18 protein-coding genes and 1 riboswitch are annotated in these 23,466 nt (G+C 71.3%); of the genes, 5 read left to right on the plus strand and 13 right to left on the minus strand.

The annotated features are described in order from the left end of the window. Positions 1–9: 9 nt before the first annotated feature. The 6 genes from NVV32_RS09375 to ffh all read right to left on the minus strand — a co-directional run bounded on the left by NVV32_RS09375 (position 10) and on the right by ffh (position 5,207). The gene (locus NVV32_RS09375) at positions 10–255 is read right to left on the minus strand and encodes an RNA-binding protein (protein ID WP_055773313.1); all 246 of its coding nucleotides are present in this window, start codon (positions 253–255) and stop codon (positions 10–12) included. Position 256: 1 nt separating this feature from the next. Continuing rightward, positions 257–661, minus strand: a complete 405-nt coding sequence (gene rpsP / locus NVV32_RS09380) for a 30S ribosomal protein S16 (protein WP_055773311.1) — start codon at positions 659–661, stop codon at positions 257–259. Positions 662–814: 153 nt separating this feature from the next. Further along, entirely contained in the window at positions 815–1,708 is an 894-nt protein-coding gene (locus tag NVV32_RS09385; protein ID WP_055773309.1) for a VOC family protein, read from the minus strand. Positions 1,709–1,760: 52 nt separating this feature from the next. Further along, the gene (locus NVV32_RS09390) at positions 1,761–2,870 is read right to left on the minus strand and encodes an amidohydrolase family protein (protein ID WP_055773307.1); all 1,110 of its coding nucleotides are present in this window, start codon (positions 2,868–2,870) and stop codon (positions 1,761–1,763) included. Then, on the minus strand, positions 2,867–3,574 hold the full coding sequence (locus NVV32_RS09395) for an alpha/beta fold hydrolase (RefSeq protein WP_422389971.1): 708 nt from the start codon (positions 3,572–3,574) through the stop codon (positions 2,867–2,869). The genes NVV32_RS09390 and NVV32_RS09395 overlap by 4 nt, the downstream gene beginning before the upstream one ends. Before the next feature lie 46 nt (positions 3,575–3,620). Next, positions 3,621–5,207 (minus strand): signal recognition particle protein, encoded by a 1,587-nt coding sequence (gene ffh, locus NVV32_RS09400; RefSeq protein WP_422389972.1) that lies wholly within the window; start codon positions 5,205–5,207, stop codon positions 3,621–3,623. 169 nt (positions 5,208–5,376) lie between these two features. On the opposite strand from ffh, the gene NVV32_RS09405 reads away from it, so the two are divergent. After that, the gene (locus NVV32_RS09405; protein ID WP_235499041.1) at positions 5,377–6,816 is read left to right on the plus strand and encodes a glucose-6-phosphate dehydrogenase; all 1,440 of its coding nucleotides are present in this window, start codon (positions 5,377–5,379) and stop codon (positions 6,814–6,816) included. 169 nt (positions 6,817–6,985) lie between these two features. Here the strand turns inward: NVV32_RS09405 and NVV32_RS09410 are convergent, their stop codons facing one another. From NVV32_RS09410 to ftsY, 3 genes are all read right to left on the minus strand, one after another. Continuing rightward, positions 6,986–7,324 (minus strand): P-II family nitrogen regulator, encoded by a 339-nt coding sequence (locus NVV32_RS09410; RefSeq protein ID WP_055773303.1) that lies wholly within the window; start codon positions 7,322–7,324, stop codon positions 6,986–6,988. Continuing rightward, positions 7,321–8,670: an ammonium transporter gene (locus tag NVV32_RS09415; protein WP_055773301.1), complete on the minus strand. Its 1,350-nt coding sequence runs from the start codon at positions 8,668–8,670 to the stop codon at positions 7,321–7,323. Before NVV32_RS09415 ends, NVV32_RS09410 begins: the two co-directional genes overlap by 4 nt. Positions 8,671–8,868: 198 nt before the next feature. Continuing rightward, complete coding sequence (gene ftsY / locus NVV32_RS09420; protein ID WP_055773299.1) at positions 8,869–10,062, minus strand: signal recognition particle-docking protein FtsY; 1,194 nt, start codon at positions 10,060–10,062, stop codon at positions 8,869–8,871. Positions 10,063–10,156: 94 nt separating this feature from the next. Here ftsY and NVV32_RS09425 point away from each other — a divergent pair, with 94 nt between their 5' ends. Then, positions 10,157–11,473 (plus strand): MFS transporter, encoded by a 1,317-nt coding sequence (locus tag NVV32_RS09425; protein WP_422389973.1) that lies wholly within the window; start codon positions 10,157–10,159, stop codon positions 11,471–11,473. Between the two features lie 15 nt (positions 11,474–11,488). On the opposite strand, the gene smc is transcribed toward NVV32_RS09425, so the two are convergent. Further along, the gene (gene smc / locus NVV32_RS09430) at positions 11,489–15,118 is read right to left on the minus strand and encodes a chromosome segregation protein SMC (RefSeq protein WP_422389974.1); all 3,630 of its coding nucleotides are present in this window, start codon (positions 15,116–15,118) and stop codon (positions 11,489–11,491) included. Between the two features lie 256 nt (positions 15,119–15,374). Between smc and NVV32_RS09435 the strand changes: the two genes are divergently transcribed. The 3 genes from NVV32_RS09435 to NVV32_RS09445 are packed head-to-tail and all read left to right on the plus strand — an operon-like array spanning position 15,375 to position 20,130. Further along, positions 15,375–16,400, plus strand: coding sequence for a 3-oxoacyl-ACP synthase III (locus tag NVV32_RS09435; protein ID WP_422389975.1), 1,026 nt, complete (start codon positions 15,375–15,377; stop codon positions 16,398–16,400). Next, positions 16,394–19,165: an alpha/beta fold hydrolase gene (locus tag NVV32_RS09440; RefSeq protein ID WP_422389976.1), complete on the plus strand. Its 2,772-nt coding sequence runs from the start codon at positions 16,394–16,396 to the stop codon at positions 19,163–19,165. Before NVV32_RS09435 ends, NVV32_RS09440 begins: the two co-directional genes overlap by 7 nt. Further along, positions 19,162–20,130: an NAD-dependent epimerase/dehydratase family protein gene (locus NVV32_RS09445; protein ID WP_422389977.1), complete on the plus strand. Its 969-nt coding sequence runs from the start codon at positions 19,162–19,164 to the stop codon at positions 20,128–20,130. Before NVV32_RS09440 ends, NVV32_RS09445 begins: the two co-directional genes overlap by 4 nt. Positions 20,131–20,448: 318 nt before the next feature. Here the strand turns inward: NVV32_RS09445 and NVV32_RS09450 are convergent, their stop codons facing one another. The 3 genes from NVV32_RS09450 to rnc form a co-directional block, all read right to left on the minus strand. After that, complete coding sequence (locus NVV32_RS09450; protein ID WP_422389978.1) at positions 20,449–21,303, minus strand: NlpC/P60 family protein; 855 nt, start codon at positions 21,301–21,303, stop codon at positions 20,449–20,451. Positions 21,304–21,305: 2 nt separating this feature from the next. Beyond that, positions 21,306–21,482: riboswitch (cyclic di-AMP (ydaO/yuaA leader) on the minus strand. A gap of 137 nt (positions 21,483–21,619) precedes the next feature. Then, positions 21,620–22,582: a bifunctional DNA-formamidopyrimidine glycosylase/DNA-(apurinic or apyrimidinic site) lyase gene (gene mutM / locus NVV32_RS09455; protein ID WP_422389979.1), complete on the minus strand. Its 963-nt coding sequence runs from the start codon at positions 22,580–22,582 to the stop codon at positions 21,620–21,622. Next, positions 22,583–23,404, minus strand: a complete 822-nt coding sequence (gene rnc, locus NVV32_RS09460) for a ribonuclease III (RefSeq protein ID WP_422389980.1) — start codon at positions 23,402–23,404, stop codon at positions 22,583–22,585. Positions 23,405–23,466 lie beyond the last annotated feature (62 nt).

The following is a 23,466-nucleotide window of genomic DNA, read 5'->3' on the forward strand; positions in this document are numbered from 1 at the left end:
AGCTCCGGGTCAGCCCCGGCGGCGGTCCGTGTCGACGACGTCGACGCGGACCGGCTCGCCGTCGGCAAGCGCTGCGACCACCGTGCGCAGGGCGCGGGCGGTGCGGCCCTGACGGCCGATCACGCGGCCCAGGTCCTCCTGGTGCACGCGGACCTCCAGGGTCTCGCCGCGACGGTTGTTCTTCGCGGAGACCCTGACGTCGTCAGGGTTGTCGACGATGCCGCGGACGAGGTGCTCCAGAGCGTCGGCCAGCAACTTACTCTGCCTCGGTCGCTTCCGCGGCGGCGTCGTCGTTCTTCTTCGCCTTCGGCGTGATGGCCTCGGGGACGATCACGGAGCCCTTCTCGGGAGCGACGAAGGTCTCCTTCGGTGCCTTGGTCCGCAGGGTGCCTTCCTGGCCCTTGAGTCCCTTGAACTTCTGCCAGTCACCCGTGATCTTGAGGAGCACGGAGACCTGCTCGGTCGGCTGCGCGCCGACGCCGAGCCAGTACTGCGCACGCTCGGAGTTGATCTCGATGAACGAGGGCTCCTCGGTGGGGTTGTACTTGCCGATCTCTTCGAGGGCACGGCCATCACGCTTGGAGCGTGCATCCATGACGACGACACGGTAGAACGGTGCGCGGATCTTGCCCATGCGCTTGAGGCGAATCTTTACGGCCACTTGTGTGGTCACTCCTTGTTAACGAAAAGGGGCGAACCCGTCATCCTGCTCCCGTGGGGCGGGCCATTCATGGGGGTTCAGAGGACACAATGCGCACAGAGAGAGGGGCTGCACGGATCGAGTACGGCTCCATTATGCCAGATGCGCCGTGCTTTAGGCGATTCCGGCAGGGTCGGCGCCGACGGCCACGCGCAGCTGGTTCCGCCAGGGATCCTCGAAGCGCAACTCCTCCCCCGTGTGCCGGCTCGTGATGCCCGCGTGCACGAGGCGGTCGGCCAGCGCCGAGACCTCGTCGGCGCCGGGGACGCGGATGAGCACCTCGCCCAATCCGAGCGTGTCCCGGCGGGGACCTGCGCCCCTGCTGTTCCAGACGTTCATGGCCATGTGGTGGTGGTAGCCGCCCGCGGAGACGAACAGCGCCTGATCGTGCCACCCTGCGGTCCGCTCGAAGCCGAGCACGTCGACGTAGAAGTGCTCGGCCGTCGCGACGTCCCCCACCTGCAGGTGAACATGCCCGACGGCGGCATTCCTCGATGCGGCCTCCGACACGGCGTCCTCGGTCAGGTGCTGCTCGAGATAGGCGCGGGGTGCGAGCGGAAGGCTGTCCATGACCACCGTCCGGTGCCCGGTCCCGTCCTGCGTCCAGGCCCAGGCCTCCCGCGGGCGGTCGACGTAGAGTTCGATCCCGTTGCCCTCCGGATCGGTGAAGTAGAAGGCCTCGCTGACGAGGTGGTCCGCGCTGCCCACGTAGGAGCTCTGCGGATGCCGTGCCGCCGACCCGACCGCGGCGGCGAGGTCCGCGCGGTCGTCGAAGAGGAGCGCGGTGTGGAAGAGCCCCGCCTGGCCGGGCGGCGGGAGGCGCAGGTGTCCCGCGTGTTCGAGCCGGAGGACGGCCCGTCCCGCCCGACCGAGGACGACGGCGTCGATACCGTCCTCGATCACGGCGAGCCCGAGGGCCACCCTGTAGTAGGCGGACATCGCGGCGAGGTCGCCGACCCTGAGGGTCAGCGTGCCCATGGTGGTGTCGGTGGGTAGCAGGTCCGGCATCGGTTACTCCTTCATCTGGCTGTACCCCCCTACAGCTACTTGAAGCTTCAACTTATTCCCGGGGGCCCCGGTCGACCACGCGGCCGCGCAACACCACCGCGCGGAGCGCTGCCAGCGTCCCGATATCGACCCGCGGATCAGCGGCACAGATCACGGCGTCGGCGGCGGCACCCTCCTCGATCCCGGGGAAGCCCAGCCACGTCCGGGCCGACCAGCAGGCGGCATCGAGCGCGGCCACGGGTCCGAGGCCCGCGGCGGCAAGGGCCGCGACCTCGTCCGGCAGGCGTCCGTGGGCGATGACGCTTCCCGCGTCCGTCCCCGCGAAGACCGGGACCCCGGCGTCGAAGGCCCGCCGCACCATCGCGTGACGACCACCCCACAGGGTGCGCATGTGCGCGGCGTAGTCGGGGTACTTGGCGGCGGCCCCGTCGGCGATCGCCGGGAAGGTGTCGATGTTGATCAGGGTGGGCACGATCGCGACCCGCTGCTCGACGAAGCGGGGCACGTGCCGGGGCAGCATGCCGGTCGCGTGCTCGATGCAGTCGATCCCCGCATCCAGCATGGCGTCGAGGGTCTCCGCCGCGAAGCAGTGGGCCGTGACCCGCGCACCCTCGGCGTGGGCGGCGTCGACGGCCTCGCGGATCGCCCGCGGTGGGAAGGCGGGGGCGAGATCACCCAGGCCGCGGTCGATCCAGTCCCCCACGATCTTGACCCAGCCGTCCCCGCGCCGGGCCTGCTCCGCCACCGCGGCAGCCAGATGCTCCGGCTCCACCTCGACGGCGTAGTCGCGGAAGTAGCGCCGCGTCCGCGCCACGTGCCGGCCTGCGCGGACCAGGCGCGGCAGGTCCTCGCGCTGCTGGATCCACCGGGTGTCGTTCACCACGCCCGCGTCACGGATCAGCAGCGTCCCCGCATCGCGGTCCGCCAGGGCCTGGCGTTCGGCGACGTCGTCGGGCACCAGGCCGCGACCGTCGAGGCCCACGTGGCAGTGCGCGTCGACGAGACCGGGCAGCACCCACCCCTCGAGCACGCGCGCCGGCCGGCCGGAAGGACGTGCGAAGGTGAATCGACCGTCCCGGACGTAGACGTCGCGGACCGTCCGGGTGGGTGAGAGCAGCACGGTCCCGGTGAGGTGGAGGTAGCCGCCGTCGTCCGGACTCATGCCGCCGTGTCCTGCCCCGTCCGCAGGAAGGACCGGACGAGCGCGGCTCCGTCCTCGGAATCGTGGGGGCGGTGACCGCCCGGTGCCTGGCGGTGGATCGCTCCGGTCCCGGCGAGATAGTCCGCGACCTCCTCGTAGAGCGGTTCCCAGCCGCCGGTGAGGACGGACGTCGGAACACCCGGCACGATCGACAGCGGCGCCTCCCACGGCGGGCTCTGCAGCCGCAGGCGCGCTGCGCCCCGCCTTCCCTCGGTGGTGTCGGCCGTTCCCGCCTCGGCCGAGAAGGTTCGGCGGAAGAGGCTCCTGCTGAATTCCTCGTCCGACACGGGGTGCCGGGCGGCGAACAGCGGCGCCATCAGGGCGATGTGGGCGGACGTGGCCGGGAGATCCGCGGTCAGCGAGAAGCAGGCGGGTTCCACGAGCGTCAGCGTCCGGACGAGGTCGGGCCGCTCGACCGCCAGCATCATCGCGGCCACGGCGCCCTGCGCGTGCGCGACGACGTGTCCGCCCGCGCCGAGGGCTTCCGCGATGATCGCCTGGTCACGGGCATGGTCGGTCGGCAGCGGCTCCTCCGTCGCGGAGAAGCCGTGCCGCCGGACGTACAGGCAGTCGAAGTCCAGCGACAGACCGTGCTGCCGGGGCCACGCCGCGGCGCCGAAGGACCCGGCGCCGTGCACGAACACCACGCGCTCACCGCCCGTCACGCCGCGACCCCACCGCTCGGGCACCGGCCGGCCAGCACCGCGGCGGCTACTTCCCGAGGAACTTCTCGAAGCCCTTCGGGAGATTCATCGCCGACGGGTCGAAGTCCGGCTGGCCGCCTCCGAAGGCCGCCCCGGTCGGCGCAGCGGCACGCGCGGCGGCCCGTCGCTGCTCCGCCTCCTGCGCCTCGAGCGCAGCCTTGGCCGGGTTGCCCGAGCGGGGCTTCTTCTTCCCCTTGGCAGCCGCGGCCTTGGTCTTCCGCGGGCCACCGAATCCGCCCGGGCCCGCCATGCCCGGCATCCCCGGGATACCGCCGCCGGAGGCCATCTTCTTCATCATCTTCTGGGCCTGCGTGAACCGTTCGAGCAGGCCGTTGACCTCGGACACGTGCACGCCGGAGCCGCGGGCGATCCTCGCGCGGCGCGAGCCGTTGATGATCTTCGGGGCCACACGCTCGTGCGGGGTCATCGAACGGACGATCGCCTCGACGCGGTCGATCTCGCGCTCGTCGAAGTTCTCCAGCTGCTCGCGCATGTTCGCCGCACCGGGCATCATCATGAGCATCTTCTTCATGGAGCCCATGTTGCGGATCTGCTGCATCTGGGCGAGGAAGTCGTCGAGCGTGAAGTCCTCCTGGTCGGAGAACTTCTTCGCCATCCGGGCGGCTTCGTCCTTGTCCCAGGACCGCTCCGCCTGCTCGATGAGCGTGAGGATGTCGCCCATGTCGAGGATGCGCGAAGCCATGCGGTCCGGGTGGAACAGCTCGAAGTCGTCGAGGCCCTCGCCCGTCGAGGCGAACATGACCGGCTTGCCGGTGACCGAGGCGACGGAGAGCGCGGCACCACCGCGGGCGTCGCCGTCGAGCTTGGTCAGGACCACACCGGTGAAGTCCACGCCCTCGTTGAAGGCGAGCGCCGTGTTGACCGCGTCCTGGCCGATCATCGCGTCGATGACGAAGAGGACCTCGTCCGGCGTGACGGCCTCACGGATGTCCGCAGCCTGCTGCATCAGCTCGGCATCGACGCCGAGGCGGCCCGCGGTGTCCACGATCACGACGTCGTGCAGGCGGGCGCGCGCCTCGGCGATGCCCTGGCGTGCGACGGCGACGGGATCGCCCGTGGCGGACTCGAACTCGGAGCTGACGCCGGGATGCGGTGCGTACACCGGGACACCGGCGCGCTCACCGTTGACCTGGAGCTGCCGGACCGCATTGGGCCGCTGGAGGTCGCACGCCACGAGGAGGGGGCTGTGCCCCTGGCCCTTGAGCCACTTCGAGAGCTTGCCGGCGAGGGTCGTCTTACCCGCACCCTGCAGCCCCGCGAGCATGATGACCGTCGGCGGGTTCTTCGCGAGACGGATGCGGCGCGTCTCGCCGCCGAGGATCCCCACGAGCTCCTCGTTGACGATCTTGACGATCTGCTGGCCGGGATTGAGTGCCTGCGAGACCTCGAGCCCGAGGGCGCGTTCCTTGATGGCGGACGTGAACGCCCGGACCACCGGGACGGCGACGTCGGCGTCCAGCAGTGCCCGCCTGATCTCACGCACCGTCGCGTCGATGTCCGCCTCGGTGAGGCGGCCCTTGCCGCGCAGGTTCTTGAAGGTCGCAGTCAGCCGGTCGGAGAGTGAATTGAACACGTGCCGTGAACTACTTTCATCGGGGGACAGGGAGACTCAACTCCCTAGGGTATCAACTGGCGACCGGGCAGCACCGCCCGCACAGGGGCCGTGGCCCGGCGCGGCGCGCAAGTCCCGGCGCCCCCTCCGGGAGCGGGACACACGCAGGGATAAGTGGCACAGTGAAGGCGTGGACACTCACTCGCTCGCAGAACACGATTCCATCCCCGCAGAAGCCGACACCCGCGTGCGGACCCTGCTGATCCTCGGAGCGTCCGGGGATCTGACCGGGCGGCTCCTCCTCCCCGGCCTCGCGCGGCTCATCCGCATGCGACGCGGCGACGGGCTCACCCTGGTGGGGGCGGGTTCCGACGACTGGACGGACGCGCACTGGCGCGAGCGGATCGACGGGGCCTTCGCGACCGCCATGGAGAAGGCCGACGACGCCGGCCGTGCGGCGCTCCAGGACGTGCGGGACCGCAGCTCTTATCATTTCCTCGACGTCACGAAGGACGGCCTGGCCGACCTCGTCCACACGCTCGAGGGCCCGGTCGCCGTCTATTTCGCCCTTCCTCCGGCGGTCAGCCAGCTGGCGTGCAGCGCGCTCGGCCCCGACTCGCTGCCCAAGAGCACCCGCCTCGTCATGGAGAAGCCCTTCGGCACCGACCAGGCCAGCGCGCACCGACTCAACGAGAAGCTCGCCCGGCTGGTCCCGGAGCAGAACATCCACCGCGTGGACCACTTCCTCGGCAAGGCGACGGTCTTCAACATCCTGGGCCTGCGTTTCGCGAACCGGATCCTCGAGCCGGTGTGGAACAACCTGCACATCGAGAAGGTCGAGGTGATCTTCGACGAGGACCTCGCCCTGGAGAACCGGGCGCGCTACTACGACGGCGCCGGCGCACTCCGTGACATGATCCAGAGCCATCTCGTCCACGTGATGGCCCTCCTCGCGCTCAACGCGCCGTCCACCCTGCACGAGCGCGACCTGCGCGACCACATCGGATCCATCCTGCGGGCGAGCACCGTGGACCTCGACAGCCCGGCGAGCAGCCGACGCGCCCGCTACACCGCCGGCACGATCGGGGACCGCTCCATCCCCGACTACACGGCGGAGCCGGGTGTGGACCCCTCGAAGAACACGGAGACGCTCGCCGAGGTGACGGTGTCGATCAACAACGAGCGGTGGTCGGGCGTGCCCTTCATCCTGCGCTCGGGGAAGGCGCTCGGGGCCAAGCGCAAGGAAGCCGTGATCACGTTCCGGCCGGTCAGCCACCTGCCGCTGGGGTTCACCGGGCAGGACGCACCCACCAAGCTGAGGATCGGCTTCGGTCCCGACACGCTGCAGCTGGAACTGGACGTCAACGGCCCGGGTGACATCTTCTCGCTGGACCGCGCCACGCTCAGCGCGGACCTCAACGAGACCGATCTGCTCCCCTACGGTGAGGTGCTCGACGGCGTGCTGGCGGGCGACCCGACACTCTCGGTCCGCGGCGACACCGCCGAGGACTGCTGGCGGATCGTCGAGCCAGTCCTGAAGGCCTGGGCCGAGAACCGCGTGCCGCTCGAGGAGTACACGGCCGGATCGGCCGGGCCCGAGGACTGGCCGTCGTCGCACGGTCGGGCCTGACCGGCACCCGCCACTCGCAGCACACGGAAGGCCCACGGAGCCCACAGGACCCGCAGGGAGCACAGACAGGAGGAGGGCCACCCCATCGGGTGGCCCTCCTCCTGTCTGTCTGTCTATCTGTCTGTCTGTCTGTCTGTCGGTCGATGGGGGCCGGAGCCTCCGGGACGGCCTACAGGGCCGCGTCCCCCCGCTCGCCCGTGCGGACCCGGACCGCCTCCTCGACCGGGATCACCCACACCTTGCCGTCACCGGCGCGGCCGGTGTTCGCCGTGGAGACCAGCACGTCGACGATGTCGGTGACCCAGGCGTCCGCCACCAGGACCTCGACGCGTGCCTTCTGCAGGAGGTCGACGGTGTACTCCGCACCGCGGTAGACCTCGGTGTGGCCGCGCTGGCGGCCGTAGCCGCTGGCCTGGCTGACGGTGAGACCCTGCACACCGTAGTTCTCGAGAGCTCCCCGGACGCCGTCGAGCTTGTCCGGACGGACGATCGCTGTCACCAGTTTCATGAATGGACGCCTTCCGTGACGTTCTGCTGCGTGGACTGCCGGTCGGGCTGGGCATCAGCCGGCTGCTGTGCGGGCCGGGCGAACATCTGCTCCGCGAACGGGTGGAAGGACCCGCCGACCCCCAGGCCGCCGAACTCGTAGGCGGTCTCCGCGTGCTCCGAGAGATCCACGCCGGACACCTCGTTCTCCCCGCTGATACGGAAGCCGATCGTCTTGTGGATCGCGAGACCGATGATCGCGGTCATGACCGCCGAGAGGGCGATCGCGATGGCAGCGGCGACGACCTGCGCGAGGAGCTGGGCTGCGCCACCACCGTAGAACAGGCCACCACCCTCGCCGTCGACGGGAAGCATGATGAAGCCGATGGCCAGCGTGCCGAGGATCCCCGCGACGAGGTGGACGGCCACGACGTCGAGCGAGTCGTCGAAGCCGAGGCGGTACTTGAGGCCGACGGCGAGGGCGCAGACGGCACCGGCGACGAGGCCGAGGCCGACGGCACCGACCGGGCTGACGTTGGCGCAGGCCGGCGTGATGGCCACCAGGCCGGCGACGATGCCCGACGCTGCCCCGAGGGAGGTGGGGCGTCCGTCACGGATGCGCTCCGTCATCAGCCAGCCGACCATCGCCGCTGCGGGAGCCGCCATCGTGTTGATCCAGATGAGGCCGGCCTCCTCGGCCGAGCCCGCCGCTCCGCCGTTGAACCCGAACCAGCCGAACCAGAGGAGCGCTGCGCCGAGCATGACGAAGGGGATGTTGTGGGGGCGCTGTGCGGGGTCCTTGCCGAAGCCCTGGCGCTTGCCGAGGATCAGGGCGAGGACGAGCGCGGCGACGCCGGCGCTGATGTGCACCACGGTCCCACCGGCGAAGTCGACGGCCTCGCCCACGGCTCCACCGACGGCTCCGTCCGCACTGAGGAGGCCTCCGCCCCACACCATGAAGGCGAGCGGGCAGTAGACGGCCGTGACCCAGATGGGGACGAAGATCGTCCAGGCACCGAACTTCGCACGGTCGGCGATGGCACCGCTGATCAGCGCGACGGTGATGATGGCGAAGGTGGCGCCGTAGCCGGCGCCGATGAGGTCCTCGGTGCCGAGGAGGCTGGTGAGGCCGAAGGACGCGAACGGGTTGCCGAAGAGCTGGGCGACGCCGTCACCGCCGGTCATCGAGTAGCCCCAGAGGACCCAGACGACACCCACGAGTCCGACGGCGATGAAACTCATCATCATCATGTTCAGGGCGGCCTTGGCGCGCGTCATCCCGCCGTAGAAGAAGGCGAGGCCGGGGGTCATGAGGAGAACGAGGGCGGCGGAGACCATCACCCAGACGTGGCCTGCTGTCAGATCCATCAAACACGATCCTTCCAAAGGGGCGGGTACTTCCCGCCCCTCAAGAATGGGGTGGCCGTGTTTCCGTCCCTGGGGCCGCGCATTGCGGGCAGGTTACATCAGTCTCACGCACGTAAAAGACGCGTGACGCGCATGTTTCAGGAACATTTCAGCACTGCCGACCGCTCCCGGCGGGGCGGTCGTCGCGGGCCCGCTGCCTCAGTTCAGGAGCGCGTCGACGAAGGCCTCGGCGTCGAAGGGGGCGAGGTCGTCCGCACCTTCGCCGAGGCCGATCAGCTTGACCGGGACACCCAGGCTCCGCTGGATGGCGACGACGATGCCGCCCTTCGCGGTGCCGTCGAGCTTGGTGAGGACGATCCCGGTGATGTTCACGACCTCCGCGAAGACCCGGGCCTGGCTCAGGCCGTTCTGGCCGGTCGTCGCGTCGAGCACCAGCAGGACCTCGTCCACCGTGCCCTGCTTCTCGATCACCCGCTTGACCTTGCCGAGCTCGTCCATCAGGCCCACCTTGTTCTGGAGGCGCCCTGCGGTGTCGATCAGGACGACGTCGACCTCCTGGTCGATCCCGGCCTTGACCGCCTCGAAGGCGACCGACGCGGGGTCGGCTCCGTCGACGTCGGACTTGACGGTCGGCACGCCGACGCGTGAACCCCAGGTGGCCAGCTGCTCCGCGGCGGCGGCACGGAAGGTGTCCGCCGCTCCGAGGAGCACGTCCTTGTCGTCGGCCACGAGGACGCGGGCGAGCTTGCCGACGGTCGTCGTCTTCCCGACGCCGTTCACTCCTACGACCATCACGATGGCCGGACGGTCGGCGTGGCGCTGCGTCGCGAGGGACCGGTCCATCGACGGGTCGACCAGCTTCACCAGCTCCTCCCGGAGCATGTCCTTGACCTCGGCGGGGTCCCTGCTGCCGGCGACCTTCACCCGCTCGCGGAGGGCGTCGACGAGTTCCATGGTGGGCTCGGTGCCGAGATCGGCCATGAGGAGGGTCTCCTCGACCTCGTCCCACACGTCCTCGTCGATCCTGTCCCTCGACAGCAGGGCCAGCAGTCCCTTGCCGAGCGCGTTGTTGGAGCGCACCAGCCGGGCGCGGAGGCGGGCCAGGCGACCCTGCACCGGGTCGACGGTGTCGAGGCTCGGGCCGGCGGGGGTGTCCTCGAGGCCGCTGAGGTCGTCGGGGACGAGGACGTCCGTGGTGACGCCGTCGGGGCGGTCGAGCACGTCGGTCGACGTCGAACCGTGCGCACCGGCGAGGGGCTGGTCATCGGGATCGCGCGGCGAGGAGTACAGGCCGGGCGGCGTGCGGCGGCCGCGGACCAGGACGGCGGCGACCGACCCGATCACGGCGAGCGCGAGGACGACGAAGATGACAGGCAGGAGGATCTCGTTCACTGATCCACCTTCTCACACGGTCCCTGGGGCCGCAGGGGATGCTCCTGCGGCCGATTGAGCATCAGGCCACGGGCGGTGACAGAATGCGAGGACCATGGCCGGATCCCCTCGCGCGCGCAATCGCCCCTCGTTCAGCATCGTCCCCCGGGGCAGGAAGAGGGGGAACGACGACGGTCCCCCTCGCGAGCGCATCCCGCGGGAGATCCGGGTGCTCATCGCCGCGGCCTTCGTGATCGCCATCGGCTTCGGCCTGGTGGCGCCGATCCTGCCGCAGTTCGCCCGCAGCTTCGACGTCGGGGTAACGGCCGCAGCAGTGATCGTCAGCGCCTTCGCCTTCACGCGACTGGTCTTCGCACCGGCCGGCGGGTGGCTCGTGGAACGCCTCGGCGAGCGGCCCGTGTACATCGTCGGACTGCTGATCGTCGCCCTCTCCACCGCCGCATGCGCCTTCGCCGGCGACTACTGGCAGCTCCTGGTCTTCCGTGGCCTCGGCGGCATCGGTTCCACCCTGTTCACGGTGTCGGCGATGGGCCTGATCGTCAGGCTCGCCCCGCCCTCCATCCGCGGCCGTGTGTCCGGCGCCTACGCGACCGCCTTCCTGCTCGGCAGCATCGGGGGCCCGATCCTCGGCGGGGTCCTCGCGAGGTTCGGGCTCCGCGTGCCCTTCCTCGTCTACGCGGGTGCGCTGCTGGTCGCCTCGGCGGTGGTCTTCTTCCAGCTGAAGGGGACGTCGCTGGCCGAGCGCAGGGCGGCCCGGGACCAGGCGCCCCTCACGGTCCGCGAGGCCCTCGCGCACTCGGGGTACCGGGCCGCCCTCGTCTCGAGCTTCGCCAACGGGTGGTCGTCCTTCGGCATCAGGATGGCGCTCGTGCCGCTCTTCGCGTCCGCGGTGCTGAACGCCGGGCCGGAGATCGCCGGGACCTCCCTCGCCTTCTTCGCCGCCGGCACGGCCCTCTCGCTCACCGTCTCGGGACGCCTCGCCGACAGCATCGGTCGCAAGCCGCTGGTGATCACCGGGCTGATCGTCAACGGCGCCGCGATGGCCGCCCTCGGCCTGTCCGGGAACGTCGTCGTCTTCCTGGGCATCTGCGTGGTGGGCGGGATCGGGACGGGCCTGCTCAACCCGGCGCAGCAGGCGGCGGTCGCGGACGTGATCGGCAACGGGCGCAGCGGCGGCAAGGTCCTGGCCGCGTTCCAGATGAGTTCGGACCTCGGCGCCATCGTCGGCCCGATCGTCGCCGGGGTGGTCATCGACCGACTCCTCGTCGGCTCCTACGAGGCGGCTTTCCTCGTGACCGGCGTGCTGGCCCTCGTGGCGGCGGCGGTGTGGGTCGGTGCCCGCGAGACGCTTCCGCGGCCGGCCGCCGCCGGTCCGGACGCACCCGCGACGGCGGGCGGCGGTGTCCGGTAGTGGAGGACCCCGCGGTCAGTCGAGGACCCGCTCCACCTCCGCCGCGAGCCGCTGGCTGATGACGGTGGACACGCCGTCGCCGCGCATCGTCACCCCGTAGAGCGCGTCCGCCACCTCCATGGTGCGCTTCTGGTGCGTGATGATGATCAGCTGGCTCGATTCCCGGAGCTCACGGAAGATCATGATCAGCCGGCCGAGATTCGTGTCGTCCAGGGCGGCCTCCACCTCGTCCATCACGTAGAACGGCGAGGGCCTGGCCTTGAAGATCGCGACGAGGAGCGCGACGGCGGTCAGTGACCGCTCACCACCCGAGAGCAGGGACAGGCGCTTGATCTTCTTGCCGGCGGGCCTCGCCTCGACCTCGATCCCGGTCGTGAGCATGTCCGCCGCATCCGTGAGGACGAGGCGACCCTCGCCGCCGGGGAACAGGGTCGCGAAGACGCGCTCGAACTGTTCGGCGGTGTCCCGGTACGCGGCGGTGAACACCTGCTCCACGCGCTCGTCGACCTCGCGGATGATGTCCAGCAGGTCCTTGCGCGTCGCCTTCAGGTCAGCCAGCTGCGTACTGAGGAACTGGTGGCGCTCCTCCAGCGCCGCGAACTCCTCGAGGGCCAGCGGATTGACCTTGCCGAGCGCCGCGAGGTCGCGTTCGGCGCGCCTGAGCCTCTTCTCCTGCTGCTCGCGCACGTACGGGACGCCCGCGGGGACGGTCTTGCCGTCGTCGTCGACCGGCGCCCGGAGGGCCGCCCACTTGTCGGTGGCCGGGGTGGTGTCCTCGGGTACGGGCAGGTGGGGCCCGAACTCGTCCACCAGGTGGTCCGGCGTCAGCCCGAGTTCCTCGATGGAGCGGTTCTCGAGGGCCTCGATCCGGAGCCGCTGCTGCGTGCGCGCGAGTTCGTCGCGGTGCACGGAATCGGTGAGACGGCCGAGCTCGACGGCGAGCCCGGCGTTCCTCTCCCGCACCTCCTGCAGCTCGGTGTCCTGCTGCTCGCGCAGCCGCTCGGCGGTGTCGCGCTGGTTCGCGGCAACGGCGATGGAGGCCACGGCGTGGTGCTCGGCCCGCCGGGCCGCCCGGGCGACGGCGGCGGCCCTGAGCGCCTGCGCCCTCCGGATCCTCGCCTTCTCCGCCGCCTGCTCGCGGGCCCGCCGCTCCGACTGCGCCGCACGCTCGAGCGACGCGGCCCGGCCGGCCAGGGCGGAGAGCTGCTCCTCCCGGCTCCGGAGGGCCAGCCGTGCCTCCAGCTCGCCCTGGCGGGCGGTGACGGCGGCCCGCTGCAGGGCGTCGCGCTGTCCGGTCGGCGGCTCGGCCTCCACCGGCTGCCGCTGCAGGTCCTCCAGCCGCTGGGCCGCCTCCCGGAGCCGTGCCTCCTCACGCTCGAGGTCGGCCTCGGCCGCACGGACGAGCGCGGTCAGGCGGTCCCCCTCACCGGAGGCGGAGCGGACGGCGGCGTTCAGCTGACCCAGCTTCTCCGCGACGGCGGCCATCCGCGCGTCCGACTCGTGCAGCCGCTCGAGAGCGGCGTCGACGCGCTGCTGGGCCTCCTGCTGCGTGCTCCGCGCCGCGGACAGGCGGAAGCGCAGCCTCTCGGCCTCGGCGATGACCCGTGCGAGCCCCTGCTCGGTCTCCTCGGCGGCAGCGCGCAGTTCCACATAGCCTGCGGCTCCGGGTGTCCCTCCCCGGGCCGTGTGCTCGGAGAGGACGTCGCCCTCGAGGGTCACGGCGACGTCGGCGAGCCCCTCCCTGACAGCCACTCCGGCGGCCTCGAGGTCCTGCACCACGAGCACGCCGCGCAGCAGGTGCCCCAGTGCGGAGTGGAGGGCCGGCGGCACCTCGACGACGTCGAGTGCCGCGACGCCGGCGGGAGGCACCTCCGGGCCCGTCGTCGCGTCCGGTCGCGGCGGGCGCGCTCCCGACCGGGTGGCACCCCCGGATCCGGGCGCGACGACGAGCGACACCTGGCCGGCGTCGTCGTCCTTCATCAGGGTGAGTGCACGCAGGGCCGTGTCGAGGCTCCCGACAGTGACCGCGTCCGCCGCGCCGGAGAGCGCCGCGACCACCGCCTTCTCGAAGCCGGGCGCCACCTGGAGGAATTCGCCGAGCGGCCGGTGCACGTCATCGAGGCCGGCCGCGAGGAGCGCGCCCGACCCGTCGCGCTGCCGCAGACCCTCGCGCTGCGCCTCGAGACGCGCAGCGAGAGCCCCACGTCCGCGCTCCGCGGTGCGCTCCTGATCGACCAGCACCTCGAGCTCGCGGGCGGCGGTATCGAGGACGGCGGAGGCCTCCTCGTACTCGGCGTCGAGCCCCTCCTCCCCCTCCTCCTCACCGGCGACCTGGCCCTCCAGGGCGGTGAAGTCGCGTTCGGCGGTGCGGCGGCGTTCTTCCGCCCCGGCAATGGACGCACGCAGGCGTCCGAGTTCCGCGACGGCCGACTCGACCCGGGACCGCGCGGCTCCGACCGTCCCCGCGAGCCGGGCGTCGCCTTCCCGGCGATCCGCGGCAGCCCTCAGGAGCCGCGCGAGCCGTGCATCCTCGGCGGCGGAGGCGTCTTCGGCAGCGCGCCGGGCAGCGAGCGTCTCCTCGAGCGCGCGCCCCAGGTCGACCACCTCGGACTCCAGGGCGGACACCTCCGCGCGGAGGCGTTCGGCCTGGCGGTCGAGCTGGTCCGGATCGCGCCCGGTGTCGGAGTCCGCGCCGCCCTGGCCCAGCAGATGACCGCGGTCCTCGGCGCGTGCGGCGAGGGCGGCGAGCTTCTCGCGCGCACTCGAGAGTGCGTACCAGGTCTCGCGCGCCCGGTTGAGGGCGGGCACGGCGGCGGCGGCCGCCTGCTCGAGGGTGGCCTGGCGCTGCCGACCGGCCGCGAGCTGCACCTCGACCTCCTCGCGGCGTGCCTGCAGAGCCGCCTCCGCGGCGACGTCGCGCTCGAAGCCGGACCGCAGGGTCACGAGCTCGTCGGCGAGCAGGCGGGACCGTGCGTCGCGGACGGCGAACTGCACCTGCTGGGCCCGCCTGGCCACCTCCGCCTGCTTGCCGAGGGGGGTCAGTTGACGCCGGAGCTCCCCCGTGAGATCCGTCAGCCGGGCGAGATTGGCCTGCATGGCGTCCAGCTTGCGCACGGTCTTCTCGCGACGCCTCCGGTGCTTGAGGATCCCGGCAGCCTCCTCGATGAAGCCGCGCCGGTCCTCCGGGGTGGCGTGCAGGACGCGGTCCAGCTGCCCCTGCCCCACGATCACGTGCATCTCACGGCCCAACCCGGAGTCGGAGAGGAGCTCCTGGATGTCGAGGAGGCGGCAGTTCTTGCCGTTGATCGCGTACTCGGATCCGCCGGCACGGAAGAGCGTGCGGGAGATGGTGACCTCGGCGTACTCGATGGGCAGGGCGCCGTCCGCGTTGTCGATCGTGAGCGAGACCTGGGCCCGGCCGAGGGGCGCGCGGCCCGAGGTGCCGGCGAAGATCACGTCCTCCATCTTGCCGCCGCGCAGGGTCTTGGCCCCCTGCTCCCCCATCACCCAGGCCAGCGCGTCGACGACGTTCGACTTGCCGGAACCGTTCGGCCCGACGACGGCGGTGACGCCCGGCTCGAAGTCGAAGGTGGTCGCCGAAGCGAAAGACTTGAACCCTCGCACGGTTAGACTCTTCAGATGCACGGTGTCAGGATCTCCAGGTGGGGTAGGACTTCCCCAATCTACTGGACCACACCGACCGTGCGCGGTATTGGGCGGACCAGAGGGCACGGCATCGGGTGGACAAGAGGGCGCGCTCCCGGAATCCCGAGTGACCCGCCCAGGTATTAAGAAGTAGGCTTACAAAAGTTTCAGCAGTATCCAGAGGCGTCCAGGCCGATCCACCCGTGGGTCCTTCACGGCCATTCACCGGCGCTGACCAGTTGACGAGGCAGGAAATTTGACCGGTAACGCGACGTTTCGACATGAAAACACGGCCTTGCTCGCCGTCACGAGTGTGGAGGCGCCGGTAGTCGTCAGTTCCGCAGAGTTCGACGAACGGCTGGCACCCAGCCTCAAGAGGCTTCGGCTCTCCAAGCGGCTCCTCGAGCGCGTGGCAGGTGTCACCGAGCGGCGCTGGTGGTCCCCGGGGTCCGACTTCGACGATGCCGCCATCGAGGCCGGCGCCAAAGCGATGGCCGAGGCGGGGATCGAGCCGGGCGACGTCGGGCTCCTCATCAACACCTCGGTAACCCGCCGGAACCTCGAGCCCTCGGTGGCCGTGAAGATCCACCATTCCCTGGGCCTGCCGTCCTCCGCGATGAACTTCGACCTCGCCAACGCCTGCCTCGGTTTCGTCAACGGCATGACGCTGGCGGCCAACATGATCGACTCCGGCCAGATCAAGTACGCCCTGATCGTCGCCGGCGAGGACGCCCAGCGGACCCAGGAGGCGACCTTCAACCGCCTCAACCGCGCGGACTCGACCCGCGAGGACTTCCTCGCCGAGTTCGCCACGCTCACCCTCGGCTCCGGCGCCGCCGCCGCGGTGATCGGCCCGGCGGACCTCCACCCGGGCTCCCACCGGATCCTCGGCGGGGTGTCCCGCGCGGGGACCCAGCACCACGAGCTGTGCATCGGTGGCATCGACGGCATGTACACCGACACCAAGGGACTGCTCGACGGCGGGCTGGAGCTCGTCGTCACGGCGTGGCACGAAGCCCAGACGGACGGCTGGAACTGGGACGGCATGGACCGCTACGTCACGCACCAGGTCTCCAACTCCTACACGAACGCCATCATCAAGGCCGTCGACCTGGAGCGCGAACGGGTGCCCATCACCTTCCCGCACTGGGGCAACGTGGGCCCGGCGTCGCTGCCGATGACCCTCGCCCAGGAGGCGCAGTCGCTCAGTCCCGGCGATCGCGTGCTGTGCCTCGGCGTGGGCTCCGGCCTCAACACGTCGATGATGGAGATTGCGTGGTAGCACTCCCCGGCGTCGATCCCTCGTGGTCGGCGTATCTCGACGTGCCCTCGACCAGCGGGGCGGACGCCCCCGGGACACACCACCGCTGGCACTACCTCGACAACGGCGCGGGTGCCGACGGCGCTCCCGTCCGCGGGACACTGCTCTGCGTCCACGGCAACCCCACCTGGTCCTACCTCTGGCGCACCTACCTGGCGGCCGGGCTCGGGGAGGGCTGGCGCGTCGTCGCCGTCGACCAGCTCGACATGGGGTACTCCGCCCGCACCGGCGTCTTCCGCCGCCTCGAGCACCGCATCACCGATCTCGAGGACTTCGTCGCGGCGCTCGGCCTGCACGGTCCCGTCGTGACGGTGGGGCACGACTGGGGTGGCGTCGTCAGCCTCGGCTACGCCGAACGCAACCGCGCGGACCTCGTCGGCGTGATCCTGACCAACACCGCCATCCACCAGGATCCGGCCCGCTCCATCCCCGCTCCCCTGCGGCTGGCACTGGCGCCGGGCGTCCACGGCCTGGGCACGCGGACCACCACGGCCTTCCTCGACGTGACCCTGGCCCTGGCCCGGCCCGCGCTGGACCCGTCGGTGCGCCGCGCGTTCCGCGCGCCCTACCGCACGCCGGACGATCGTCGGGGCATTGCGAATTTCGTCTCCGACATACCCGCGGATCCGTCGCATCCGAGCCACGCCGCACTGACCACCACCGCCGAGGGCATCCGGACGCTCGACGTCCCGGTGCTGATGATGTGGGGCCCGCACGATCCCGTCTTCTCCGACACGTACCTCGAGGACCTCGCCCAGCGGCTGCCCCAGGCGGACATCCACCGCTTCGAGCACGCGAGCCACCTCGTGCAGGAGGACGCGGACACGGCAACCACCGCCATGCAGTGGCTCGCCGCGCGCTCCGTCGCGGTGCCGACCGGCGACGCGGAGACCACCGCATCCGCGCGCTCCGCCGGGCAGGACGAACGCCCGGCCTTCTCGCCGCTCGGCCGGCGCCTCCGGGATCTGGCGTCGGGCCCGGACAGCGGGACGATAGCCGTGGCCGAGCTCACCCCGAGCGGAACCAGGACGCTGTCGTGGAAGGACCTCGACGACGACGTCGCCGCCGTGGCGGCCGGGCTCACGGCCCTGGGCTACGGACCGGGCAGCCGCGTCAGCCTCCTGGTCCCGCCGGGGATCGACCTCACGGTCCTCATCTACGCGTGCCTGCGGATCGGGGCGATCATCGTCGTCGCCGACGCCGGCCTCGGCGCGCGCGGCCTGAGCCGCGCCGTGCGCAGTTCAGCACCCGACGTCGTCATCGGGATCGAACGCGCCCTGCTCGCCGCGCGGGCCTTCCGCTGGCCGGGCCGCAGGATCAGCGCCACGTCCCTGACCGCGGCACGACGGCGGGCCCTGCGGGTCGATGCGTCGCTGGGCGACCTCAGGGCCGCGCGTGCGACGGCGGATGCCGGGGTGCAGCCCGAGCCGGACGCCGATGCCGCCATCCTCTTCACCTCGGGTTCCACGGGACCGGCGAAGGGGGTGGTCTACACGCACCGTCAGCTCTCGGCGATGCGGGACACCGTCGGCGCCACGCTCGGACTCGGCCCCGGAGCATCCCTCGTCGCGGGATTCGCGCCGTTCGCCCTCCTCGGCCCGGCGCTCGGCGCCACCTCCGTGACACCGGACATGGACGTCACCGCTCCCCGCACGCTGACGGCGCAGGCCCTCGCCGACGCAGCAGCGGCGATCGACGCGACCGTCGTGTTCGCCTCCCCCGCGGCGCTCAGGAACGTCCTCGCCTCTTCGGATGCCCTGTCGGAGGACGGCCGGACCGCGCTCGGGCGCATCTCGCTGCTGCTCTCGGCCGGAGCCCCCATCCCCGTGCCGCTGCTGGAGGAGGTCCAGGCCCTGGTCCCGGCCGCCGCCCTCCACACGCCGTACGGCATGACGGAATCCCTGCTCGTCGCCGACACCGATCTCGGCGGCATCCGGCGGGCTGCCGCTGCGGCGGCCGCCGGGCTCGACGGCGCAGGGAACGGTGTCTGCGTGGGCCGTCCCGTGCACGGAGCGGTCATCGCCATCAGTCCGCTGGCCCCGTCCGGTCCGGACGTCCAGGACCACGGGCACGGCGCCCGACCACACCGGCCCGCTCCGGGCGCGGCGACCGGTGAGCCCACCACGGCCCCCGGTGTCACCGGCGAGATCCTCGTCGACGCGCCGCACGTGAAGGACCGCTACTTCCGGCTGTGGAGGACACAGCAGGACTCCGTGCGGACGCACCCGTGGCACCGCACGGGGGACGTGGGCCACCTCGACGCCGAGGGCAGGCTCTGGGTCGAGGGCCGCCTGGGCCACGTCATCACCTCCGCTGCGGGGATCCTCACGCCCGTCGGCCTGGAGCAGGCCTTGGAGATGCTGGGCGACGTCCGCCTCGCCGCCGTCGTCGGCGTCGGGCCGGCCGGCACGCAGGCCGTCGTCGCCGTCCTCGAGACAGCAGCGTCCCGAAGCGCGGCAGCAGCGTCCGGGCGACCGGTCCGACGGCGGGCCGGAGCGTCCGCTTCGTCCCTGCTGCGGAGACCGGACCAGCGGGCCCGACTGGCCGCCCCCGATCTGGCGGCCGCGGCGCGCGAGGTGGCCCGGGAGCGCGGAGTGGACCTGGCCGCCGTCGTCGAGGTTCCTGCCCTGCCGGTGGACATCCGCCACAATGCCAAGATCGACCGCGCACGCGTGGCCGCCTGGAGCGGCCGGTTCCTCTCGGGCGGCCGGGCAGGGTCCCTGTGACGGTCCTCGTCACGGGGGCCAGCGGCATGCTCGGCCGCGCGGTGGCGCAGCAGGTGCTGTCCACCGGGCGGGAGGTGCGCTGCTTCCAGCGGCGCCCAGCGGGGATCGCCGGGACCCAGGAGGTCCTCGGCTCCGTCGATGATCCCGCAGCCGTAGCCCGCGCGGTGGCCGGCTGCTCGTCGGTCATCCACCTCGCCGCAAAGGTCTCCTTCGCAGGTCCCGCTGCCGAGTTCCACCGGATCAACGTCGAGGGGACGCGCCTCCTCCTGAACGCGGCGGAGCAGGCCGGCGTCACCGACGTCGTCCAGGTCTCCTCACCCTCCGTGGCGCATGACGGCACATCGCTGGTCGGCGCACCGGCAGGCCCCGCCGATCCTGCGCATGCGCGGGGTCACTATGCGCGGAGCAAGGCCGCCGCCGAGCTGCTGGCGCTCGGCCGCAGCACCCGTGGCTTCCGGGTTGCGGCGGTCCGTCCCCACATCGTCTGGGGTCCCGGGGACACGCAGCTCGTGGAGCGCGTGATGGAGCGGGCACGCGCCGGCCGCCTCCCGCTGCTCGACGCCGGCACCGCCCTCATCGACACGACCTACGTGGACAACGCGGCGGCTGCGATCGTGGCGTGCCTGGTCCGGATGGACCGCGCCGCGGGACTGTCACTCGTGGTCACGAACGGCGAACCCCGGCCCATCGCCGAGCTCCTGGCCGGTATCTGCCGCGCGGGAGGCGTGACCCCACCGACCCGGAGTGTGCCCGGATCGCTCGCCCGGGGAGCGGGAGCCGTGATCGAGCGCTTCTGGACCGCCCTCGAGCGGTCCGGGGAGCCACCCATGACGCGCTTCCTGGCGGAGCAGCTCTCGACCGCGCACTGGTTCGACCAGCGGCACACCAGGGCGGTCCTCGACTGGCGTCCGGCGGTCGGCATCGACGAGGGGTTCGAGCGGCTCGCCCGCCACTACTCGACCTGACACCGGCCTGCAGACCGCCTGCCCCCGCTGGCTTCGCGCACTCCTGTCCCACCCGCCCGGTCGTCCGGCAGCCGGACCGACCTCCATCACGCCGAGCACGCGCCGTCGTCCGCGGCCGGAGCCTGCGGAGCCTGCCCCGTGCTCGACGTGCACGGCGCTCCCGACCGCTCGGACATGGTGCCGGCCGGCGTCGGAACGGGGGTACGACGAAGGGCGGGATGCTGTGCATCCCGCCCTTCGTCAGGCGTCACTGCTGGAGCTCGACCCCACTCCTTCGGCTCGCAGCGTGACCGCGGACCGGGTGGGCCGACCGATCGATCAGCGGGTGTAGTAGCCGTCCACCGACATGACGGACACGGGGTGCACCTGCGTGCCCTGCGACGGGTTCAGTGCGCTGATCATCTGGCCGTTGCCGAGATAGATACCGACGTGGCTCCCACCGTTCTGGCTCACCAGGTCACCCGGCTGGGGGTTGCCGGTGGGGCGCAGGGCGGCGAACTGGGACCACGTGGTGCGCGGGAGGTTGATGCCGTTCTGCGCGTAGACCCACTGGACGAAGCCCGAGCAGTCCCAGCCACCGAAGGCCGTGCCGCCGTAGACGTAGCCCGATCCCTCTCCCTGCATGGCCGTTCCGACGATGCCGGTGGCGCCGATCGACGAGGACTGGAGGCTGTAGGTCGGCGCGTCATCGACAGGGGCGGCGACGGGCGCGGCTACGGGAGCGGCGACGGGCGCTGCTGCGGGAGCGGCGACGATCGAGGCGGACTGCACCGAGTACTGCTGCTGGGGAGCGGCGGATCCGCCGAGTGCGATGGACTGGCCCGGGTAGATGACCGAGGCGTAGCCCAGGCCGTTCGCCGAGAACAGGGTGTCCAGGCTGACGCCGTGGGCCGCGGCGATGCTGCCGAGGGTGTCACCGGACTGGACGGTGTAGGTACCGGCTGCGGCGGGGGTGGCCACGACCTGCTGGACGGGAACCGACTGGACGCTGATCTCGCCGGAAGCGCTGGCGGGCAGTGCCGCGCCGAGCATGAGGCCGGAGGCCGCGACGACGACGGCGGCGGGCTTGCCGGCGATCGAGGCGCTCGCGGAGACGGCCCGTGAGGCGGTGACGAGGGGGTTGACACGCGTGGGGACTGCCCGGTGGCGTGCGATATGGCTCTTCTTGGACATGCTGATGCCTTTCCCAATGCCTACGAAGTTAGCTGTCGGGTTCGGATGGGACATCCGGACGTGGTGTTCGTGCACCACCGCCCCAGAGCTGGTGCACGCGCGTCTTGACCCCTAGGACCCGTGAGTGGGTCCGCTATCGGTTCCCCCGCCCCTGTCGATGTGTGTAGCGAACGGTCCGTCCTCATCGACAGGGTTAGGCAGAGAGAGGAGGGGCGCCCCTCCGTGGTGGAGCGGGCGCGGGTTCAACGGTACGCGGTGATCCCCGACTTGTCACGTTTGGATCACGGACGGCCGGATGCCGCTGTCCCGGCGCTGCTCAGGGTCTCGCGTTCCGCGGCCGGGGCTGGCAGACGGGGCAGAAGAAGGAGGACCTGTTCATGAAATGCTCCCGCCGGATCAACGTGGTCCGTCCCTCTGCAGCACACCTGCGGCACGGCCGGCCTGAACGCCCGTAGGCCTCGAGATCGCGGGCGAAGTAGCCCGATGCACCGTTGACGTTGACGTAGAGGGAGTCGAAGCTCGTCCCCCCAGCGGCAAGGGCACGGGTCATCACCTCGGTGGCGGCGTCCACGATGCGCCGAGTGTCGGGTCGGCGCATCGTCTCCGTGGGCCGCGCGTAGTGGAGGCGCGCAGCCCACAGCGCCTCGTCGGCGTAGATGTTCCCGATCCCCGAGACGAGTCCCTGGTCGAGCAGGGCACGCTTCAACCCCGTGCGACGGCGGCGCAGGCGCTGGTGGAACTCCTCGAAGGAGAATGCCGGATCGAGGGGGTCGCGGGCGATGTGCGCGGCCTGGTGGGGCACGAGCGCGGTGTCGCTTCCCCCCAGCCCACCGGGGTGACCGTCCGGTGTCGGCTCGAAGCCCGTGACGAACATCCCGCCGAAGATCCGCTGGTCGACGAAACGCAGATCCGTGGGCAGGGCGGAGCCGTCCTCCCCCGTCGCCCGCGACAGGGCCAGGCGAACCTTCAGGTGCTTCTCCGGGGGCGCCGCTGCGTCCTCGATGAGCAGCTGCCCGCTCATGCCGAGGTGAGCCATCAGCGCCAGCGGCGGGGCGGCGTCATCCGCCGCCGGATCCTCGAGGACCATCCAGAGGAACTTCCCGCGCCGCACCACATCGGTGATGCGCGCGCCGGTGACGTCGCCGACGAAATCCTCGACCCCGTTGACATGACGACGCAGGGATCGTGGATCGAGGACGTCGACCTTCTCGACCGCCCGCCCGGTGACCCAGCGGGACAGTCCCCGCCGGACCACCTCCACCTCGGGGAGTTCAGGCACTCATGCTCCGTCGTCGGAGTCTGAGCGCTCGGGGAGCCCCGCGTGGTCGGTGTGCCTCCGCGCGCCGCCGGAGCGACCGGTCACGACACCTGCAGGACGCACGTCGACGTCGCCGGCTCCCGTGACGGTCGCAGGCACGTCCTGAACGTCGGCGAGGAGCTTCCACGAAGCAGCCGCAGCCGCCTGCTCGGCCTCCTTCTTCGAGTGCCCACCACCCGCGCCGTACTCCACCCCGCCGATGACGAGACGCGCGGTGAAGGTGCGCGCATGGTCGGGACCCGTCCCGTCGACCTGGTAGTCGATGGCGCCGAGCCGCCTGCCCGCTGCCGTCTCCTGGATCCGGGTCTTCCAGTCCGTCCCCTCACCGAGCACGGCGGAGTCCCGCAGGAGGGGACCGATGAGGCGCATGACCATGGCGCGGGCGGTCTCGATGCCGTGGCTCAGGTACGCGGCGCCGATCACGGCCTCCATGGTGTCGGCGAGGATGGAGGCCTTGTCCCGCCCGTTGGTCAGCTTCTCCCCCTGGCCGAGCAGCACGTAGCTGCCGAGGTCCAGTGCCCTGGCGACGCCGGCGAGCGCCCTGGTGCTGACCACGGCGGACCGTCGCTTCGCCAGTTCACCCTCGGACAGATCCGGGTTGTCCCTGTACAGCGCGTCCGTCACCGAGAGGCCGAGCACCGAGTCACCGAGGAACTCGAGGCGCTCGTTGGTGGGGATGCCGCCCTTCTCGTACGCGTAGGACCTGTGCGTCAGGGCAAGACGAAGCGTCTCGGTGTCGATAGTGACACCGAGACGCTTCGAGAGTTCTTCTGTATTCTTCACGACCGCATCAGCTGATCACGCGTCGGACCGGCGTTTTCCGCCGCTGCGCGGAGCACGGCAGC

The sequence above is a fragment of the Arthrobacter sp. N1 genome, assembly GCF_048288285.1.
Classification (GTDB): domain Bacteria; phylum Actinomycetota; class Actinomycetes; order Actinomycetales; family Micrococcaceae; genus Arthrobacter_D.

What these genes read in the sequence shown, in the direction of transcription:
- NVV32_RS09410 (WP_055773303.1), bottom strand. Translation starts at nt 7,324, where the DNA reads ATGAAACTGGTGACAGCGATCGTCCGTCCGGACAAGCTCGACGGCGTC.
- NVV32_RS09390 (WP_055773307.1), bottom strand. Translation starts at nt 2,870, where the DNA reads ATGAGTCCGGACGACGGCGGCTACCTCCACCTCACCGGGACCGTGCTG.
- NVV32_RS09385 (WP_055773309.1), bottom strand. Translation starts at nt 1,708, where the DNA reads ATGCCGGACCTGCTACCCACCGACACCACCATGGGCACGCTGACCCTC.
- NVV32_RS09415 (WP_055773301.1), bottom strand. Translation starts at nt 8,670, where the DNA reads ATGGATCTGACAGCAGGCCACGTCTGGGTGATGGTCTCCGCCGCCCTC.
- NVV32_RS09425 (WP_422389973.1), top strand. Translation starts at nt 10,157, where the DNA reads ATGGCCGGATCCCCTCGCGCGCGCAATCGCCCCTCGTTCAGCATCGTC.
- NVV32_RS09450 (WP_422389978.1), bottom strand. Translation starts at nt 21,303, where the DNA reads ATGTCCAAGAAGAGCCATATCGCACGCCACCGGGCAGTCCCCACGCGT.